Source organism: Caulobacter zeae, assembly GCF_002858925.1.
GTDB lineage: Bacteria > Pseudomonadota > Alphaproteobacteria > Caulobacterales > Caulobacteraceae > Caulobacter > Caulobacter zeae.
This window is the reverse complement of record NZ_PJRS01000038.1, coordinates 59,728-76,201: the sequence shown is the minus strand read 5'-3', so window position 1 is coordinate 76,201 and position 16,474 is coordinate 59,728. Positions and strand designations below refer to the sequence as shown.

16 protein-coding genes are annotated in these 16,474 nt (G+C 67.4%); 7 read left to right on the top strand and 9 right to left on the bottom strand.

The window, feature by feature from the left end; all coding sequences use genetic code 11:
• Positions 1–11 precede the first annotated feature (11 nt).
• Entirely contained in the window at positions 12–767 is a 756-nt protein-coding gene (locus SGCZBJ_RS17835) for a FadR/GntR family transcriptional regulator (RefSeq protein WP_101719314.1), read from the top strand.
• 37 nt (positions 768–804) lie between these two features.
• Here the strand turns inward: SGCZBJ_RS17835 and SGCZBJ_RS17830 are convergent, their stop codons facing one another.
• Complete coding sequence (locus SGCZBJ_RS17830; protein WP_101719313.1) at positions 805–1,272, bottom strand: helix-turn-helix domain-containing protein; 468 nt, start codon at positions 1,270–1,272, stop codon at positions 805–807.
• Positions 1,273–1,576: 304 nt separating this feature from the next.
• On the opposite strand from SGCZBJ_RS17830, the gene SGCZBJ_RS17825 reads away from it, so the two are divergent.
• From SGCZBJ_RS17825 to SGCZBJ_RS17815, 3 genes are all read left to right on the top strand, one after another.
• Positions 1,577–1,843 (top strand): XapX domain-containing protein, encoded by a 267-nt coding sequence (locus tag SGCZBJ_RS17825; protein ID WP_101719312.1) that lies wholly within the window; start codon positions 1,577–1,579, stop codon positions 1,841–1,843.
• Positions 1,844–1,917: 74 nt separating this feature from the next.
• Positions 1,918–3,774, top strand: a complete 1,857-nt coding sequence (locus SGCZBJ_RS17820; RefSeq protein WP_205685415.1) for an amidohydrolase — start codon at positions 1,918–1,920, stop codon at positions 3,772–3,774.
• A gap of 17 nt (positions 3,775–3,791) precedes the next feature.
• Entirely contained in the window at positions 3,792–4,760 is a 969-nt protein-coding gene (locus SGCZBJ_RS17815; RefSeq protein ID WP_101719310.1) for a proline iminopeptidase-family hydrolase, read from the top strand.
• A 44-nt stretch (positions 4,761–4,804) separates the two neighbouring features.
• On the opposite strand, the gene SGCZBJ_RS17810 is transcribed toward SGCZBJ_RS17815, so the two are convergent.
• Positions 4,805–5,449 (bottom strand): response regulator transcription factor, encoded by a 645-nt coding sequence (locus SGCZBJ_RS17810; RefSeq protein ID WP_101719309.1) that lies wholly within the window; start codon positions 5,447–5,449, stop codon positions 4,805–4,807.
• Positions 5,433–8,681 carry a PAS domain-containing sensor histidine kinase gene (locus SGCZBJ_RS17805; protein WP_205685414.1) on the bottom strand — a complete coding sequence of 1,083 codons (3,249 nt, stop codon included), beginning with the start codon at positions 8,679–8,681 and terminating at the stop codon, positions 5,433–5,435. Before SGCZBJ_RS17805 ends, SGCZBJ_RS17810 begins: the two co-directional genes overlap by 17 nt.
• Positions 8,682–9,108: 427 nt before the next feature.
• Here SGCZBJ_RS17805 and SGCZBJ_RS17800 point away from each other — a divergent pair, with 427 nt between their 5' ends.
• Positions 9,109–9,702 (top strand): winged helix-turn-helix domain-containing protein, encoded by a 594-nt coding sequence (locus SGCZBJ_RS17800; RefSeq protein WP_101719308.1) that lies wholly within the window; start codon positions 9,109–9,111, stop codon positions 9,700–9,702.
• Between the two features lie 33 nt (positions 9,703–9,735).
• On the opposite strand, the gene SGCZBJ_RS17795 is transcribed toward SGCZBJ_RS17800, so the two are convergent.
• Complete coding sequence (locus SGCZBJ_RS17795; RefSeq protein ID WP_101719307.1) at positions 9,736–10,725, bottom strand: alpha/beta fold hydrolase; 990 nt, start codon at positions 10,723–10,725, stop codon at positions 9,736–9,738.
• A gap of 88 nt (positions 10,726–10,813) precedes the next feature.
• The gene (locus tag SGCZBJ_RS17790) at positions 10,814–11,572 is read right to left on the bottom strand and encodes an alpha/beta fold hydrolase (protein ID WP_101719306.1); all 759 of its coding nucleotides are present in this window, start codon (positions 11,570–11,572) and stop codon (positions 10,814–10,816) included.
• Positions 11,573–11,883: 311 nt separating this feature from the next.
• Here SGCZBJ_RS17790 and SGCZBJ_RS17785 point away from each other — a divergent pair, with 311 nt between their 5' ends.
• Positions 11,884–12,564 (top strand): isochorismatase family protein, encoded by a 681-nt coding sequence (locus tag SGCZBJ_RS17785; RefSeq protein WP_101719305.1) that lies wholly within the window; start codon positions 11,884–11,886, stop codon positions 12,562–12,564.
• A gap of 82 nt (positions 12,565–12,646) precedes the next feature.
• Positions 12,647–13,519: an alpha/beta fold hydrolase gene (locus SGCZBJ_RS17780; protein WP_101719304.1), complete on the top strand. Its 873-nt coding sequence runs from the start codon at positions 12,647–12,649 to the stop codon at positions 13,517–13,519.
• Between the two features lie 19 nt (positions 13,520–13,538).
• On the opposite strand, the gene SGCZBJ_RS17775 is transcribed toward SGCZBJ_RS17780, so the two are convergent.
• The 4 genes from SGCZBJ_RS17775 to SGCZBJ_RS17760 all read right to left on the bottom strand — a co-directional run bounded on the left by SGCZBJ_RS17775 (position 13,539) and on the right by SGCZBJ_RS17760 (position 16,430).
• Complete coding sequence (locus SGCZBJ_RS17775; protein WP_101719303.1) at positions 13,539–14,168, bottom strand: pyridoxamine 5'-phosphate oxidase family protein; 630 nt, start codon at positions 14,166–14,168, stop codon at positions 13,539–13,541.
• A gap of 39 nt (positions 14,169–14,207) precedes the next feature.
• A complete protein-coding gene (locus SGCZBJ_RS17770) occupies positions 14,208–14,672 on the bottom strand; it encodes a nuclear transport factor 2 family protein (RefSeq protein ID WP_101719302.1) in 465 nt (154 codons plus the stop codon).
• A gap of 106 nt (positions 14,673–14,778) precedes the next feature.
• Positions 14,779–15,849, bottom strand: a complete 1,071-nt coding sequence (locus SGCZBJ_RS17765; RefSeq protein WP_101719301.1) for a FecR family protein — start codon at positions 15,847–15,849, stop codon at positions 14,779–14,781.
• On the bottom strand, positions 15,846–16,430 hold the full coding sequence (locus SGCZBJ_RS17760) for an RNA polymerase sigma factor (RefSeq protein WP_165799362.1): 585 nt from the start codon (positions 16,428–16,430) through the stop codon (positions 15,846–15,848). The genes SGCZBJ_RS17765 and SGCZBJ_RS17760 overlap by 4 nt, the downstream gene beginning before the upstream one ends.
• Positions 16,431–16,474 lie beyond the last annotated feature (44 nt).

Below are 16,474 nucleotides of genomic sequence, written 5' to 3'. Positions count from 1 at the left end.
AGAGGGGCGCCATGGCCGACCGCCGGCTGTTCGAGGAAATCGCCGACAAGATCGCCGGCATGGTCCGGGCGGGGGAATATCCGCCGGGCTCCAGGCTGCCCGGCGAGCGCGAGATGTCCGAGCAGTTGGGCGTGAGCCGGGTGACCGTGCGCGAGGCCGAGATCGCCTTGCAGGCGCGCGGGATCCTGCGCATCCGGGCCGGCTCCGGCGTCTATGTCTGCGGTCCGGTCGCGCCCGACAGCGTGGCCGGCGACGCCCTGCCGACCGTCAGCGCCTTCGAACTGACCGAGGCCCGCTCGCTGTTCGAGTCCGAAGCCGCGGCCCTGGCCGCCCCGATCATCTCCGACGCCGATCTGGCCAAGCTTGACGCGCTGCTGGTCGAGATGGTCGCGGCCGGTGACGACGACGCCCGCTCCACGGCCGTGGACCGCGAGTTCCACATGACCATCGCCTCGGCCTCGGGCAACCGCGTCATCATCCACACCATCAAGACCCTCTGGAAGTTCCGCATGGAAGATCCGGAAGTGCGCCGCACCCACGAATCCATCTGCCATCACGATGGCGACGCCCGTCAGAACGAGCACGTCGCCGTGGTCGAGGCCCTGCGCCGCCGCGACGCCAAGGCCGCCCGCCAGGCCATGCGCCTGCACTTCTCGCGCCTGCTGGAGGCCATGCTTGACGCCACCGAGCAGCAGGAGCGCCTGGAACTGGAGCGCAAGGCCGCCGAGAGCCGCAGCCGCTTCCTGATCAGCGCCCGGATGGGGTGAGAGCTGATCTAGCCCGCTGTTCTCGGGGCAAGGTTTCCTAGCACGACCCCACCGCTTCAGCCTGGTGGCCTCGGACCATCGCGGTGCGCCGCCATTGCGAAGGCGTCGAGCCGGTCATGCCGCCGAACGTGCGGGTAAAATGCGCCTGGTCGGTAAAGCCGCAGGCCAAGGCGATCTGGCAAAGGCTCGTGGTGCTCCGGATCATCATCGACTGGGCGTGCTCGATCCGGCGAAGGGCCACGAACCGCGAGAAGGTCACGCCGAAGGACTGGCGAAAGCGGCGCGAGAAGTAGCTCGGGCTGAGCTTGGCGCGTTCCGCCGCCGTCCTGATCGACAGCCGGCCACCCAGGTCGCCATCGACATAGTCGCGCACGCGCCTTGCCTGCCAGGGCAGCAATCCTTCCCATCGGGACGGCTCGATCGGAACCGTCGGATGTTCGACGAGGGCGGGCGCATGGCGGACAAGGTCCGTGCTCGGCTCTCCGGTGATTTCAATCTGCGCCATACGCCGTCTCCATGGGCCAAGGTTGTTCGCCAGTGACTTTAGGCGCGGGGGCGGCGCGGCTGGAGTAAAGCGCAGTAAAGGTTAGTGAAGCCTAGGATTTTCCGAGCTTCGCGCCTGGTCATGGCCTAACCATTCTGCCGAACAGATCCAGATTTTTGCTGATTGCCGGCTCGTATGCCGCTGCGCTCGCGCCAACAACCAATCCGTTCAAGCCATCACGCCCTGAAACGCCAAACTCGGCCCAGATCCCCGGGGGCTCAACTCCCTGCGTCGCCCCGGTCGGGGATCCAGATGGAGCGTCTCGATGAAGCCCTACCTTCTCTCCCTTGGCGCCGGGCTGCTGGTGGGCGTGATCTATGCGCTGCTGGGCGTGCGTTCGCCCGCGCCGCCGGCCATCGCGCTGATCGGCCTGATGGGCATTCTGCTCGGCGAACAGGCCGTGCCGATCGTCAAGCGGCTCATCGCCGGCGCTCCGGTCGTGGCCTTCATCCAGTCCGACTGCGCCGTCCACGTCCTTGGCCCACAGGCGGCCAAGCCGGGGGAGGCGGGGAAGCCCCCGGTTCAGGCATGAGCCTGAGCCGCCGCCGGACCTTGGCGCTCGGCGCCGCTCTCCTTTCCAGTTCCGCTTTCGCCGAAAGGGGCTCCATGCCCGACCTCATTCTCGTCAACGCCAAGATCACGACCCTCGATCGCGGCAATCCCGGAGCCGCGGCCGTGTTGATCCGCGACGGACGGTTCCTCGCCGTCGGCGAGGAGGGAGAGGTGCGGGCCGCCGCCCAGGCCGACGCCCAGGTGATCGACCTGGGCGGTCGTCGCGTCATTCCGGGCCTGATCGACAGCCACATGCACATCATCCGCGGCGGGCTGAACTACAATATGGAGTTGCGCTGGGACGGCGTGCCGACCCTGGCCGACGCCATGGCCATGCTGAAGAAGCAGGCCGCCAACACGCCGCCGCCGCAGTGGGTGCGCGTGGTCGGCGGGTTCACCGAGCACCAGTTCGTCGAGAAGCGCCTGCCGACCCTGGAGGAGCTGAACGCCGCCGCGCCGGAGACGCCGGTGTTCATCCTGCACCTCTATGACCGCGCGCTGCTGAACGCGGCGGCCCTGCGCGCGGTGGGCTATACCAAGGACACGCCCGACCCGCCCGGCGGAGAGATCCAGCGTGACGCGGCCGGCAATCCCACCGGCCTGCTGCTGGCCCAGCCGAACGCGACGATCCTCTACGCCACCCTGGCCAAGGGACCCAAGCTTCCGCCTGAATATCAGCTGAACTCCACCCGCCATTTCATGCGCGAGATGAACCGGCTGGGCGTGACCAGCGTGATCGACGCAGGCGGTGGTTTCCAGAACTATCCCGACGACTACGCGATCATCGAGAAGCTGCACATCGACGACCAGCTGACCCTGCGGATCAGCTACAACCTCTTCACCCAGAAGCCGAAGGCCGAGCTGGCCGACTTCCAGGCCTGGTCCAAGCAGGTCAGGCCCGGCCAGGGCGACGACAAGTACCGCCACAACGGCGCGGGCGAGATGCTGGTCTACAGCGCCGCCGACTTCGAGGACTTCCGCGTCGCCCGGCCCGAGATGCCGGCCAACATGGAGGCCGACCTGGAACCGGTGATCCGCCATCTGGTCGAGAACCGCTGGCCCTGGCGACTGCACGCCACCTATGACGAGACGATCAGCCGCGCGCTGGACGTCTACGAGAAGGTCAATAAGGACATGCCGTTCGACGGGCTGCACTGGTTCTTCGACCACGCCGAGACGATCAGCGAGCGCAACATCGACCGCATCGCGGCCCTAGGCGGCGGCATCGCCGTGCAGCATCGCATGGCCTATCAGGGCGAGTACTTCATGGAGCGGTACGGGGCCAAGGCCGCCGAGGCGACGCCTCCGATCGGCAAGATGCTGAAGGCCGGGGTTCCGGTGGGCGCCGGCACGGATGCGACCCGCGTGGCCAGCTACAATCCGTGGGTGTCGCTGAACTGGCTGGTGACCGGCAAGACGGTGGGTGGCACGCGCCTCTATCCGCCGGCCAACCGCCTGGACCGCGAGGAGGCCCTGCGGCTGTGGACCACCGCCAACACCTGGTTCTCGAACGAGGAGGGCAAGAAGGGCCAGATCGCGGTCGGCCAGCTGGCCGATCTGGCGGTGCTCAGCGACGACTACATGACCGTGTCCGAGGACCAGATCCCGCACCTGTCGTCGGTGCTCACCCTGCTGGGGGGAAAGGTGGTCCATGGCGAAGGCGGCTTCGGCAAGCTGGCGCCGGCCCTCCCGCCGCCTATGCCCGACTGGTCGCCGGTGCGGACCTTCGGCGGCTACCAGGACCGTTCCCGAGCGCAGGCCCGCGCCCTGGCCAGCGCCTGCGCCTGCGGCTGCGCCAGCGCCTGCAACGTCCACGGTCACGACCACGCCGCCGCCCTGGGCGCCGAGGCCCCGACGGCCGATGCGCGCTCCTTCTGGGGCGTGATGGGCTGCGGCTGCTGGGCGGTTTGATGAAGGGAACATCGAACATGACGAACACGGGCTTCACCCGTCGCGAGACCTTGAAGGCTTCGGCGGGGCTCCTGGGCGCCAGCCTTGCCGTCACGGCGAGCCACGCGCTGGCGGAGGTTCCCCAGGCCGAAGGCTTTGCGAGCGTCCCGGGCGGTAAGGTCTATTGGCGAAAGTTCGGCGTCGGGAGCAAGGCGCCGCTGCTCACCCTGCATGGCGGGCCCGGCTCATCGCACAGCTATCTTCTGCCTCTGAAGGCGCTGGCCGACGAGCGCCCGGTCATCTTCTATGATCAGCTCGGATGCGGACGGTCGGACGCGCCGGACGAGGACGGCGCCTACTCGATCCAGCGGTCGGTCGACGAAGTGGACGCGGTTCGCGCCGCCCTGGGCCTGGATCAGGTGGTGTTGCTGGGACACTCGTGGGGGGCGCTGCTGGCCGTGGAGTATCTGTGCCAAGGGCGGGGCAGGGGCGTCGACCGCCTGATCCTGAGCGGCGCCATGGCCAGCATTCCGCAGGTCGTGGCCGGGTTCGAGCGCCTCTTCGCCACCATGCCTGACGGCTGGGGCGACAAGATCCACGCCCTGGAAAAGGCCGGCAAGACGGGCACGCCCGAATACGCCGAGCTCGTCCAGAAGTTCTACGACGCCTTCGTGCTGCGGGTTCCGCCAAGCCCAGAGGTCCTGGCGACCCTGGATGCGCTTTCGAAGTCGCCCGCCTACCGCGTGCTCAACGGCCCCAACGAGTTCACCATCGTCGGCAAGATGAAGGACTGGGATCGCCGCAAGGACCTCAAGGCGATCACCCAGAAGACCCTGATCACCACCGGCGAGTTCGACGAGGTCACCCTCGACTGCCACGAGACCCTTCGCGACGGCGTCGCCGGCAAGGCGCGCCTGGCCGTGATGAGCGGGTGCTCGCACCTGACGATGAACGAGAAGCCCGCTCAGTATAACGCCCTGCTGCGCGGCTTTCTGAACGAGGCCTAGAAACGCGCGGCCGGCGGCGGGGCTGCCCGTCGCCGGCTCGATGCTCAGAGCTGCGGGCTCGCCTCGACCTTGGCTAGTCGGTCGGCCATGCGCACGAGGTCGGGCAGGGACTCGGCCTCCATCTTCTTCATCACCTGGCTGCGGTGCAGTTTGACCGTGGCTTCGGTGATCGCGGCCCGCTCGGCGATCTGCTTGTTGAGCAGGCCGGCGGCGACCAGCACGAAGACCTGCCGTTCGCGCTCGGAGAGGGTGGCGTAGCGCGCGGCCAGCGCCTGGTCGAGCCTGGCTTCGCCCCGACGCTGCTGGTCCTTGGCCAGGGCGCGGTTCACCGCCTCCAGCAGGTCCTGCTCGCGCACCGGCTTGGTCAGCACGTCGATCGCGCCGGCCTTCATCGCGCGCACGGCCATCTGGACGTCTACATGGGCGCTGATCAGCACGACAGACTGGGCCGTCCCGCTTCGCGCCAGGGCCTCCTGGAATTCGAGGCCGCTGCGACCTGGAAGTCGAATATCAAGCACGATGCAGCCGGCGCGTTCCAGTCGGCCGGCGTCCAGGAACGCCTGCACCGAGCCATAGATCTCCGTCATCAGGCCCACGGACTGGAAGAGCGCCCGCAGCGCCTCGCGGACGCTCTCGTCGTCGTCGATGACCACGACGAGCGCGTCGTTGTCCTTAGCGTTTGGAAACATGAACGCCGTGTCCTTCCGCCAAGGGCAGGGTGAAGCTGAAGGCGCCGCCGCGCGTCCCGTTGGTCGCCGCCCAGATCCTGCCCCCATGGGCCTCGAGGATCGAACGGCAGATGGAAAGGCCCATCCCGATGCCTTCCGGCTTGGTGCTGAAGAAGGCCTCGAACAGGCGGTCGGGGTCGTCGGAAGCCAGGCCCGGTCCCGTATCCGCTACGGTCACCAGCGCCTTGCCCTCGCGTGTTTGGGCGCGCACGGTCAGCAACCTGGGGCTCGCCGCCGATCCGGCCATGGCTTCCACGCCGTTCATGATCAGGTTGAGGTTCACCTGCTGCAACTGCGTCGTGTCGCCGAGTATGGCGGTGGCGCCGTCATCCAGCTCGGCCTTGGCGATCACGTCGTGACGCTTGAACTCGCCGCGCAGCAGATCGAGGACCGGCTGGACGACATCGTCCAGGCTGACGCGGTCCATTCGCGGCGCGGACTTGCGGGCCAGGCTGCGCAGGCTGGTGATGATGTCGCCGGCCCGGTGCCCGTCGCGGACGATGCGCTCGGCCGCCTGGCGCGCCATGGCGATGTCGGTCTGGGCGCCGTCGAGCCAGCGCAGGCATGCGCTGGCGTTGGTGACCACGCCCATGAGCGGCTGATTGACTTCATGGGCGATCGACACCGCCAGCTCGCCGATCGTGGTCATCCGTGTGACGTGGGCCAGATCGCTCTGGCTCTGGCGCAGATCTTCCTCGGCGCGCTTGCGGTTCTCGATATCGACATTGACGCCGAACCACCGGGTCAGGTTGCCGTGTTCGTCGAAGAACGGGCAGGCTCGGATCAGGAACCAGCGATACTCCCCGTCGGCGCGGCGCAGGCGCAGTTCGGCTTCGCCGGGCGTGCCGGCGGCGATGATCTGCGTCCACATTTCTAGGATGTGGTCGCGGTCGTCGGGGTGGATGTAGTTGGCGAACTTGAAGCCCAGGACGTCCTCGAGCTGGGCGCCGGCGTAGTCCAGGTACTGCTGGCTCCAGAACCGCGTGGCGCCTCTCGCGTCGGACGACCAGGTCAGGCCCGGGATCGAGGAGATGATCTGTTGGAGTTCACGCTCGCTGTCGCGCAGCGCCGCCTCGCTGGCGCGAACCGTGTCCTGCGCGACCTTGCGGTCCTCGATGTCGATATTGACCCCGAACCACTCGGCCAGATGTCCGGCGCTGTCGAACGAGGGGCTCGCGCGAAACAGCATCCAGCGGTAGCTGCCGTCCGCCCGGCGAAGACGCGCCTCGTGCTCGTTGGCGCGGCCTTGGGCGAAAGCATTCGCCCAGGCCGCGAAGAGGTCCTCGGCGTCCTGCGGGTGGATGGCGTCGCGCCACGCGCCCGCCAAGGCGTGCTCGGCGTCGAGACCTATGTAGTCGAGGTACTGCTGGCTCAGGAACGTGATCTCACCGTCCGGGGCGGCCGACCAGACTAGGCCGGGGACGGCGTTGATGATGTGCTCGAGCCGTCGCTCGTTATCGCGCAGAGCGGCCTCGCTGGCTCGCAGGGCTTCCTCTGCTCGCTTCCTGTCCTCGATATCGACGACGATGCCGTACCATTTGAGAACGTTGCCATCGTTGTCCAGCAATGGGTTCTGGCGAAGGGCGAACCATCTGTATTCGCCGTTGCGGCCCCTCATGCGGCCTTCGGTCTCCTGGGGCCGTACTGAACCGACGACCTCGTTCCAGGTCGAGCGCAGGCGCTCCACGTCTTCGGGGTGAAAAAGCCGATAGAAGCCATCGCCTTCGATCTCTTCAAAGGCGACGCCCGCAAAATCCAGGAACGGTTGATTCCACGAATCCAGCATGCCGTCGGGCTTTGTCGACCAGACCATCGCGGGGATGGTGCTGATCGTGAGGCTCAGCGCCCGCTCGCTTTCCCTGAGCGCGGCTTCGCTTTCCCGCAGTGCGTTCTCGGCGCGCTGGAGATCCTCGATGTCGACATTGCATCCGAACCAGCGGACCGCCCCGTTGGCGTCGGTGATCTTGCGGCCCGCGAAATAGAACCAGCGGTACAGCCCGTCGGCGCCGCGAATACGCCCCTTGAGCGCGGTCTGGTCGTTGTAGGTGATGTCCCGGGTCCAAGTCTCCATCATGCTCGGGACGTCGTCGGGGTGGTAGAGATCCAGGAACCCCCATTCCAGGATCTTGTCCGCCGGCTCGCCGGCATAGTCGCGCCAGCTCTGGTTGATGAAGTCGGCGCTGCCGTCGGGGCGCGCCGACCAGACCAGGACCGGCAGGGAGTTGACGATCAGGTCGAGGTTCTGCTCGCTGGCCAGCAGGGCGGCCTGAGCTTCCTCAAGCGCCGTCTCGGCGCGCTTGCGATCCTCGATGTCGGCACCGGCGCCGTACCACTTGATGACATTGCCGTCCGCGTCGAACAGCGGGTTCTGTCGCAGCACGAACCAGCGGTATTCGCCATCGGCCCGGCGGATGCGGCCTTCGACATCGCGCGGGCGCTTGGTGGCCATGATCTCCTGCCAGGACGCCAGCAGATGGGCGGTGTCGTCCGGATGGAAGATCGGCCAGAAGCCCTGGCCGCTGATCTCCTCGGCGGTCCAGCCGACAAAGTCGACGAAGTTCTGGTTGCAGAAGTCGATCAGGCCGTCCGGCGTCGTCGACCAGGCCATGGCCGGGATGGTGTTGATGGTCAGGTGCAGGCGCCATTCGCTTTCCGCCAATGCTTGGGCGGACGGTGGATTGGCGCGCTGGTCCTCCGGCGGCTGGCGATCACTCAGTTCGCGCATCTCGCGGCAGGCCAGGCTGGTCTGCGCGGCGGCGATCTTCAGCTTCGACCGCTCCGGACCGTTGGGAAAGCCCTGGCGGCGCGCGCCGGCCAGGATCACGCCGATGCCGGCGCTGACGCCAAGCGCGCACGCGGCCACCGACACGGACTGGCCGCCCAAGGATAGCCGTGTCTCGGTTTCGCCGTGGTCCGACCAGGTTTCCAGCGCGGCGCGAACGTCGTCGGGCGCGCAGGTCCGCGCAAAGTCCGAAGCGACGCGAAGAAACACATGCGTGGTGTCGTTGAAGCGCAGGCCCACGAAGTCCAGCCCGAGCATTTCGAGCAAGGTCTCCAGCACGCTTTCGGCGATGGACGTGGGGTCCAGGCCGATCCACGCCTCGGGCAGGCGTGCCAGGCGCTCAAGATCGCGTTCGAGCTGTTCCAGGATCCGACTTTCGGCCGCCAGCGGCATGACGTGCGGAGGTGCCACAAGGAGCCCTTTGTCTTGTCTCTCCGACGCAGCCGCAGCCTATCGTGATCAAAGCGCTGCTTCCACCTCGACCAAGGTCGAGCCGGGTTCGACGATGGGCTAGCGCGATCCACCCGAAGCGCGGCCTGTCCGGCCCGTCGGCGTCTACAGCGCATCCGGGCGTTATGTCGACCGGCGCCAGGATGATGGTCGGGGCGCTGGAGCCGCCAGGCTCGGCGTGCAGCGGGGAGAAGCGCGACTAGACGAAAGTCTAGTCCGGCGCGCCGTGTGGCGAGAACGGCGCGACCATGGGCGAATTGAAGCCCTACGGCAGGGAGCGGTACCTTTGGCAATCCAGATCAAAGGAGGGTGGCGTGTCGAACCGTTCGAGTTCCACCCGCCGGCGCCATGTCGCTGACAACCGCTGCCGTCCCTGCGGAGGCGGCTCATGACGCCCGCGCCTACCTTCGCGTTCGGAGAGTACCTCTTCGTTCCTGGGCGCCAGCTTCTCCTGAAGGGCGGCAAGGTCGTTCGCGTCGGCTGCCGGGCCCTGGATTTGCTGACCGCCTTCGTCCAACGCCCTGGTGAACTCCTGACCAAGCGTGAGCTGCTGGAAGAGGCCTGGCCCAGCACCACCGTCGTCGAGGGCAACCTGAAGGTCCACATCGCCGCCCTGCGCCGGGCGCTGGATGATGACGTCGACGCCGCCCGGTACATCGCCACCGTCAACGGACGAGGCTATCGCTTCATTTCGCCCGTGGAGGTCGGCGAGGCGCTGACCGCGGGCGCGGTCTCGCCTGCGATACCGGCCGGTGAGGTCGGGCTTGCCGCCGCCGGCCCGACGCACGGGAGTTTCGAAGAGGCTCTGGCGCTGATGGCCCGCACCCTGCGGTCGATGGTCATCGAGATGCCCGGTGATCCCGACAAGGAGTTGGCGGGGACGTCGCGCCGGGTCCTGTTCATCGAGCTTACGCCCCGGGACGAGGCGTGGATCGAGGACGTGTTCGCCCAGCGCCTGCGTACGATATCCGCGACGCGCTGAGCGTCGCGGATATCTCCGGCTATCGAGGCGGGCCTATTTCTTGAGGTTGCGGTCGAGGAAGTCGTGGATCAGCGGCGCCATCTCGGTGAGGCGATCTTCCAGGGCGAAGTGGCCCGAGTCGAGGATGTGGATCTCCGCCTTGGGCAGGTCGCGCAGGTAGGGATGGGCGCCCTCCTCGGGGAAGATCTTGTCGTTCTTGCCCCAGACGATCAGCGTCGGCGGCTGGTTGTCGCGGAAGAACTTCTGGAAGTCGGGATAGAACGGCACGTTCGAGCCGTAGTCGCCGAGCATGTCCAACTGGATGTCGCGGTTGCCCGGGCGATCGAGCAGCGCCTGGTCGTGCACCCAGTTGTCGGGGCTGATGCGGGAGACGTCGCCCATGCCGTCGGTGTACTGGAACTTGGTGATGTCCAAAGTGACCAGGCCGTTCAGGGCGTCACGGTTCTTCTGCGAGCGGTCCTTCCAGTAGACCTTGATGGGATCCCAGAAGGGCGATTGCAGGCCTTCGTCGTAGGCGTTGCCGTTCTGGACGATCAGGCCGCTGACCCGCTCGGGGTGCTTGAGCGCGAGGCGGTAGCCGATCGGCGCGCCGTAATCCATGACGTACATGGTGTAGCGCTTGAGGCCCAGCTGGCCGACCAGCTTGTCGACGATGTCTGCCTGGTTGGCGAAGGTGTAGGCGAACTGGGTGTGGTCCGGCGCGTCGCTCTGGCCATAGCCCGGATAGTCCGGCGCGATGACGCGGTACTTGTCGGCCAGCAGCGGGATCAGGTCGCGGAACATGTGCGACGAGGTCGGGAAGCCGTGCAGCAGCAGCACCACCGGGCCGTCGGCGGGCCCGGCCTCGCGGTAGAACACCTTCACGCCGTCGACGGTGGCGGTCCTGTAGTGGATGACCGGGGGCGCGGGACGGGTGGCGGCCGCCTTCGGCGCCGGGGCGGCCAGGGCGTGCGGCGCGGCGGCCAGGGTGGCGGTCGACAGCGTTACGGCGGCGAGCGCCAGGGACGTGAACAGGCGAGTCATCGAAGTCTCCTTGGATTTTCAGGACGTTTCTGGGGAGGAGTGGTCTCGCCCCGCGGGCTGCGCGCGGCGAGATCGTAAGGCGGGCCGGCTACTTGCTGGCGTCGGCCGCCATCGCGATGAAGTCGGCGACGTAGGCTGGCTTGGAGAGCATCACGGCGTGGCTGCTCGGGGTCTCGACCAGCGTGGCCTTGGCCCGCACCGCCATCGCGCGCTGGGCCGCCGGCGGGATCATCAGATCCTGCGTCGCCAGCAGGTAGTAGCTGGGCTTGGCCTTCCACGCCGGCGCGGTGATCTTGGCGCCGACCGCGCCCAGGCCCCACGGCACCTGCGAGGCGGCCATGAAGTGGGTGACCTTGGGGTCGACGTCGGCGGCGAAGGCCGAGGCGAACTTGGCAGGATCGACCTGGATGAAGCCGTCCTTGGGCGGCAGGAGCGGCGCGGGAGGCGCGCCGGGGACCGGCGTGCTGGCCAGTTGCAGGACCGACTCGCCGGCGTCGGGCGCGAAGGCCGCCAGATAGACCAGGCTCCTGACCTTGGGGTCGGCGCCGGCTTCGGTGATCACCGCGCCGCCGTAGGAGTGGCCCACCAGGATGACGGGATGCCTGGCCTGGGCGATGGCCTGCCGGGTCGCCGTGGCGTCTCCGTCCAGCGTGATGGTCGGGTTCTGGACGATCAGGACCTCGTAGCCCTTCTTCGACAGCAGGTCATAGACCGGCCGCCAGCCCGAGGCGTCGACGAAGGCCCCATGGACAAGGACGATGGACACCGGCTTTTCGGTGGCGAAGGCCGTGCCGGCCGGCGCAGCGGCGGCCATGGCCGCGATCATTCCAACTACGGCGGGCTTCATCGTGTTCTCCATGGGGCGACCAGGCCCTGGGTGGGCGTTGGTCGACAGGAATAGTCCCTTGGAGGCGATCGCGGGGTTAGGCGTGGTAAAGGTCGGTCAAGATTGGATTGTAGGGGTTCATTTTGGGGAGTTGAGATCGAAATTATATTCGAGATGCGGTGGTGAGTATGAGGTGGGAGTTAGAGCTGATTTGGCCGATACCGAATTTTACGGGGCTTTACTGGCCTGATCGGGCTTGTCGGAGAATGGTCGATCTGCGCGGGGCGTCCTTGAGGATGCCGATCCCGGCGCGGACCACTCGAGGAACTCCCATGACCACGTCGCTGAACCAAAAAACGAGCGTTCTGCCCACAGGCGGCGGCGCGGCTCTTCTGGATCCCGCCGATGCGGCGATCCTGCTGCTGGATCACCAGTCGGGCCTGTTTCAGACCGTCAAGGACATCGCCGTGTCGGACCTTCGGCGAAACGTCGAGATGGTCGCTCGCCTCGCGACGCTGCTGAACATTCCGGTGATCACGACCGCGTCCGAGCCGTCCGGTTCGAACGGCCCGCTGATGCCCGAGATCCACGAGCTGGCGCCGCACGCGGTCTATGTGCCGCGCAAGGGCGAGGTGAACGCCTGGGACAACGGCGACTTCGTCGAGCAGGTCGAGGCCACGGGCCGCAGGACCCTGATCATGGCCGGCGTCTGGACCAGCGTCTGCGTGATGTTCCCGGCCCTGGACGCGGTGGCCGCCGGCTACGAGGTCTACGCCGTCGTCGACGCCTCGGGCGATCCCAGCGAGATGGCCTCGCGCACCAGCTTGGCCCGGTTCGTCCAGGGCGGGGTCAAGCCGACCTCGACCAACGCACTGCTCAGCGAACTGCATCGCACCTGGGCGCGCCCTGAAGCCGCCGAGCTGGCCAAGCTCTATGGCCTGGCGGCCCCCAACTACGCCGCGGTGATGGAAAGCTTCCACAAGGCCCAGGCGGTGGCCAGGGCCGGCGCCTGACCTCTCAAGGATCGCCCCTGGCGGCGCGCCCGCCGCCAGGAAGCCGCTCGCTCTCCACCTAGCTCATAGCGAAGGGTCCTCGATGCCAAGACCTGTTCAGCCCGAGATCGCCTTGCGACGCGCAGAGGTCGGCGACGTCTCGATCTTCTATCGCGAGGCCGGAAGCCGGGAGCATCCGACGGTCCTGCTGCTTCACGGCTTTCCGACCTCGTCCCACCAGTTTCGCCACCTGGTCCCGCGTCTGGCGGACCGCTGCCACGTGGTCGCTCCGGATCTTCCGGGCTTTGGCTTCACGACCGCGCCGGAGGGGTTCGACTACAGCTTCGCCAGCCTGGCCAAGGCCATGGAGGCCTTCACCGACGCGATCGGGATCGCCCGCTACGCCATCTACATCTTCGACTATGGCGCTCCGGTGGGACTTCGCCTGGCGCTGGCCCGGCCGGGTGCGATCACGGCGATCATCTCGCAGAACGGCAATGCCTACGAGGAGGGGCTCAGCGACGGGTGGGCGCAGACCAAGGCGTACTGGGCCGATCCGTCGCCGGCTAATCGCGAGGCCATGCGGGCGATGTTCACCCTGGAGACGACGCGCTGGCAGTACACCCACGGCGCGCCCGACGAGCTCCTGGTGGCCCCGGAAGGCTATTGGCTGGACTACGCCCTGATGTCGCGACCGGGCAATGCGGATATCCAGCTGGGGCTGATCGCCGACTACGCCGGCAACGTCGCGCTCTATCCGCGCATTCACCAGTACTTCCGCGAACGCCGGCCGCCGCTCCTGGCTGTCTGGGGCGCCAACGATCCCTTCTTCCTGCCCGCCGGCGCGGAGGCCTTCAGGCGCGACCTGCCCCAGGCGGAGGTGCATTTCCTCGATACGGGGCATTTCGCCCTCGAGACGCATGCGGGCGTGATCGCCGACTACATCCTCGACTTCATGGGGCGGCTTCCGACCTGAACGCGACCTTGGCCGCGCCTTAGCCCCGCGCCTGATCCAGGCGCTCGCGAAGGGCGCGGTTCTCGGCCTCCAGCGCTTCGAGCTTCTCGCGAAGCGGCTGGACCGCGCGTGAGACCTCGGCTTCGGTGAAGCGCGGGACGATGTGCTGGGGGCAGTTCCAGTCGAAGGCCGCCAGCTTCAGGCGGAAGATCCGCTCGGGCCTGGCCCGATAGCCGGGATCGGACACACGCTCCAGCAGGCCTGGTTCGGCGTCGATCGCCAGGCGTTCGGCGTGGGCCAGGATCTTCAGTCTGGCGCGCCTTGGATAGTCGACCAGGATCAGGGCCACGCGGTCATTGGCGTCGAGGTTGCCGACGCTGATGTACTGGCGATTGCCGCGGAAATCGGCGAACGCCAGGGTGGTCTCGTCGATGACCTTCAGGAAGCCGGGCGGTCCGCCCCGGTGCTGCACATAGGGCCAGCCGGTTTCCGACACGCTGGCCATGTAGAAGCTGTCGCGCTCAGCGATGAAGGCTTCCTCGTTCTCCGTGAACGCCTCCATCTGCCTATCGACCTGCCCGGGCGTCCACAGATGGTCGACGCCCATCTCGGCCTGGGCCGATTTCACGCTCGCCGAGCTGGCGAGGTCCAGGAAGCTGTATCGGCTCATGACGGGTCCTTCATCGCACGGGCTGGCGCAGAGCGTGGACTAGAAGCCTAGGTCGCTCAGGCCGGGATGGTCGTCCGGCCGGCGGCCGAGCGCCCAGCGGAACTTGCGGTCGGTCTCGGCGATCGGGTGCTCGTTGATGCTGGCGTGACGGTTGCGCATCAGGCCGTCGGTGTCGAACTCCCAGTTCTCGTTGCCATAGGCGCGAAACCAGTTGCCGCTGTCGTCGCGATACTCATAGGCGTAGCGGACGGCGATGCGGGCGCCCTCGAACGCCCACAATTCCTTGATCAGGCGGTAGTCCAGTTCCTTGGCCCACTTTCTCTCGAGGAAGGCCTGGGCCTGGTCGCGACCGTTCAGGAACTCGGCGCGGTTTCGCCAGCGGGTGTCGGTCGTATAGGCCAGGGCGACCTTGGCCGGGTCGCGGCTGTTCCAGCCGTCCTCGGCCAGGCGGACCTTCTCGATGGCGCTTTCGCGAGAGAACGGCGGGAGCGGAGGTCGGGACATGAAGGTCTCCAAAAGGGGCGCGACAAGATGATGCCGGGCATGGTTGCGGTTTTACCGCCCGCCTTCTTGCAAAAAGGCGCAACGAAGCCGCGGCGGAAGATTGCGTCTACCGCCTGGCCTTGCCGCGGGGCGCGATCTCGATCCGGCCGTCCGGCAAGGGAACCAGCCTTACGGGATAGAGCGTGGTCAGGGTCGTGGCGAACCGGGCCGGATCATCGGTTCGGAACGCGCCGCTGACGCGCAGGGCCGCCACCTTCGGGTCGAGCACGACGAGCTTCCTGTCGACGTGCAGGTTCATCTGCGCCACGGCCTGCGCCAGGGAAACGTTGTCGAACTGGATCACCTTGTGCTCCGCCTCGGCCGGCGCCGTCCCTGCCTGGACCACCTCGTCGGCCTGTCCTCTGCGAGCGATCAATTCTTGGCCGGGCACGAGAATCCTCGAGGCGCCGGTCACGACGCGAGGGTCGTCGCCGACCGTGACGCCGAGGGAGCCTTCGTCGAGGCGGACACGCGTCTCGCCAGTCTGGACCTGAATGTTGAAGCGCGTGCCCAGGTCCGACACCACCCGCTCGCCCGCCGCCACCCTGAAGGGATGGGCCTCGTCATGCCTGACGTCGAACAGCACCTCGCCGCGCGTCATGCGGACGAGCCGCTGGCCGTCGGCATAGCCGATATCCACGGCGCTGTTTGGCGAAAGCGCCAGGCGCGTGCCGTCTTCGAGTTTCACGTCCAGCCGCTGACCGGCTCCGGTTTCGTAGTCATTCTGGCCGAACCGAGCGAGATCGCGTGCGTCGACACCGGCCACCCGCGTTTGTGGCGACGTCATGGGCTGGCGGCCCTGGCTTGCAAATAGCACGCCGCCGACGACGACCGCGGCGATCGAAGCTGCGGCGAGATACCGAGGGGCGGGCGAGGGCGTGCGTCGAGCGCGAAGGGACAGGGCGTCCTTGCGCAGGTGAGAGAGCAGTTCGCCGGTCTGCGGGTCCTCGAACACGTCCCAGAGGTCGCGCGCCCGATCCCAGGCCAGGCGATTGGCGTCGCTCAGGGCCAGCCATCGGGCGAACGCAGCGTCGTCTTCGGGCGAAACGTCGCGTTGCAGGCGCTCCAGCCACAGCGCCGCGGCCGCTTTCGGCCCAAGCTCTTCCAGGGCTTGGGGGGAGGGGAGATCAGCGCTCATGCCTTGTCCTCCTCCAGCATCAGGTGGTCGAGGGCGCGGGCCATCTCCTTCTCGACGGTGCTCAGCGAAACCTTCAGGCGCAGGGCGATCTCGCCGTAGCGCAGGCCCTCCAGGCGGCGCAGGACGAACACCGCGCGGGTTCGTTCGGGGAGCGTCATCAGGCTTGCCGAGACGGCGCGAAGCCGCTCCCTGGCAAGCAAGGCGCGCAGGGCGTCGGCGTCTTCGGCGCGGTGGAGTTCGGGTTCGAGGGCGATATGCGCATCTGCGCGCCGAACGCTGCGCCGCCTGTAGCGATCGGCCAGGACGCTCTCGGCTGTGCGATAGAGGTAGCCTTCGAAATGCACGACCCCCTCGGGCGCCTCGCGCTGGGTGACGCGCAGGAAAGTGTCCTGCAGGAGGTCCTCGGCTTCGCTCGGGTCGGGGACGCGCCGCCGGATCCAGCCCAGGAGCTTGCCCCTGGCGTCGCGAAACTGCCGCGCGACCAAATGGATCGAGTTTGATTGTGGATGCCCGTCCGACATTGGCGTGTCGCTAGCCCGATCATCTTCAAAAACCAGGGCTCCGTCGGGTGTGGCGAACATGGGTGGCGTCCCTTGATCCCACCCGTGACGCAAGCCCTGCGAAA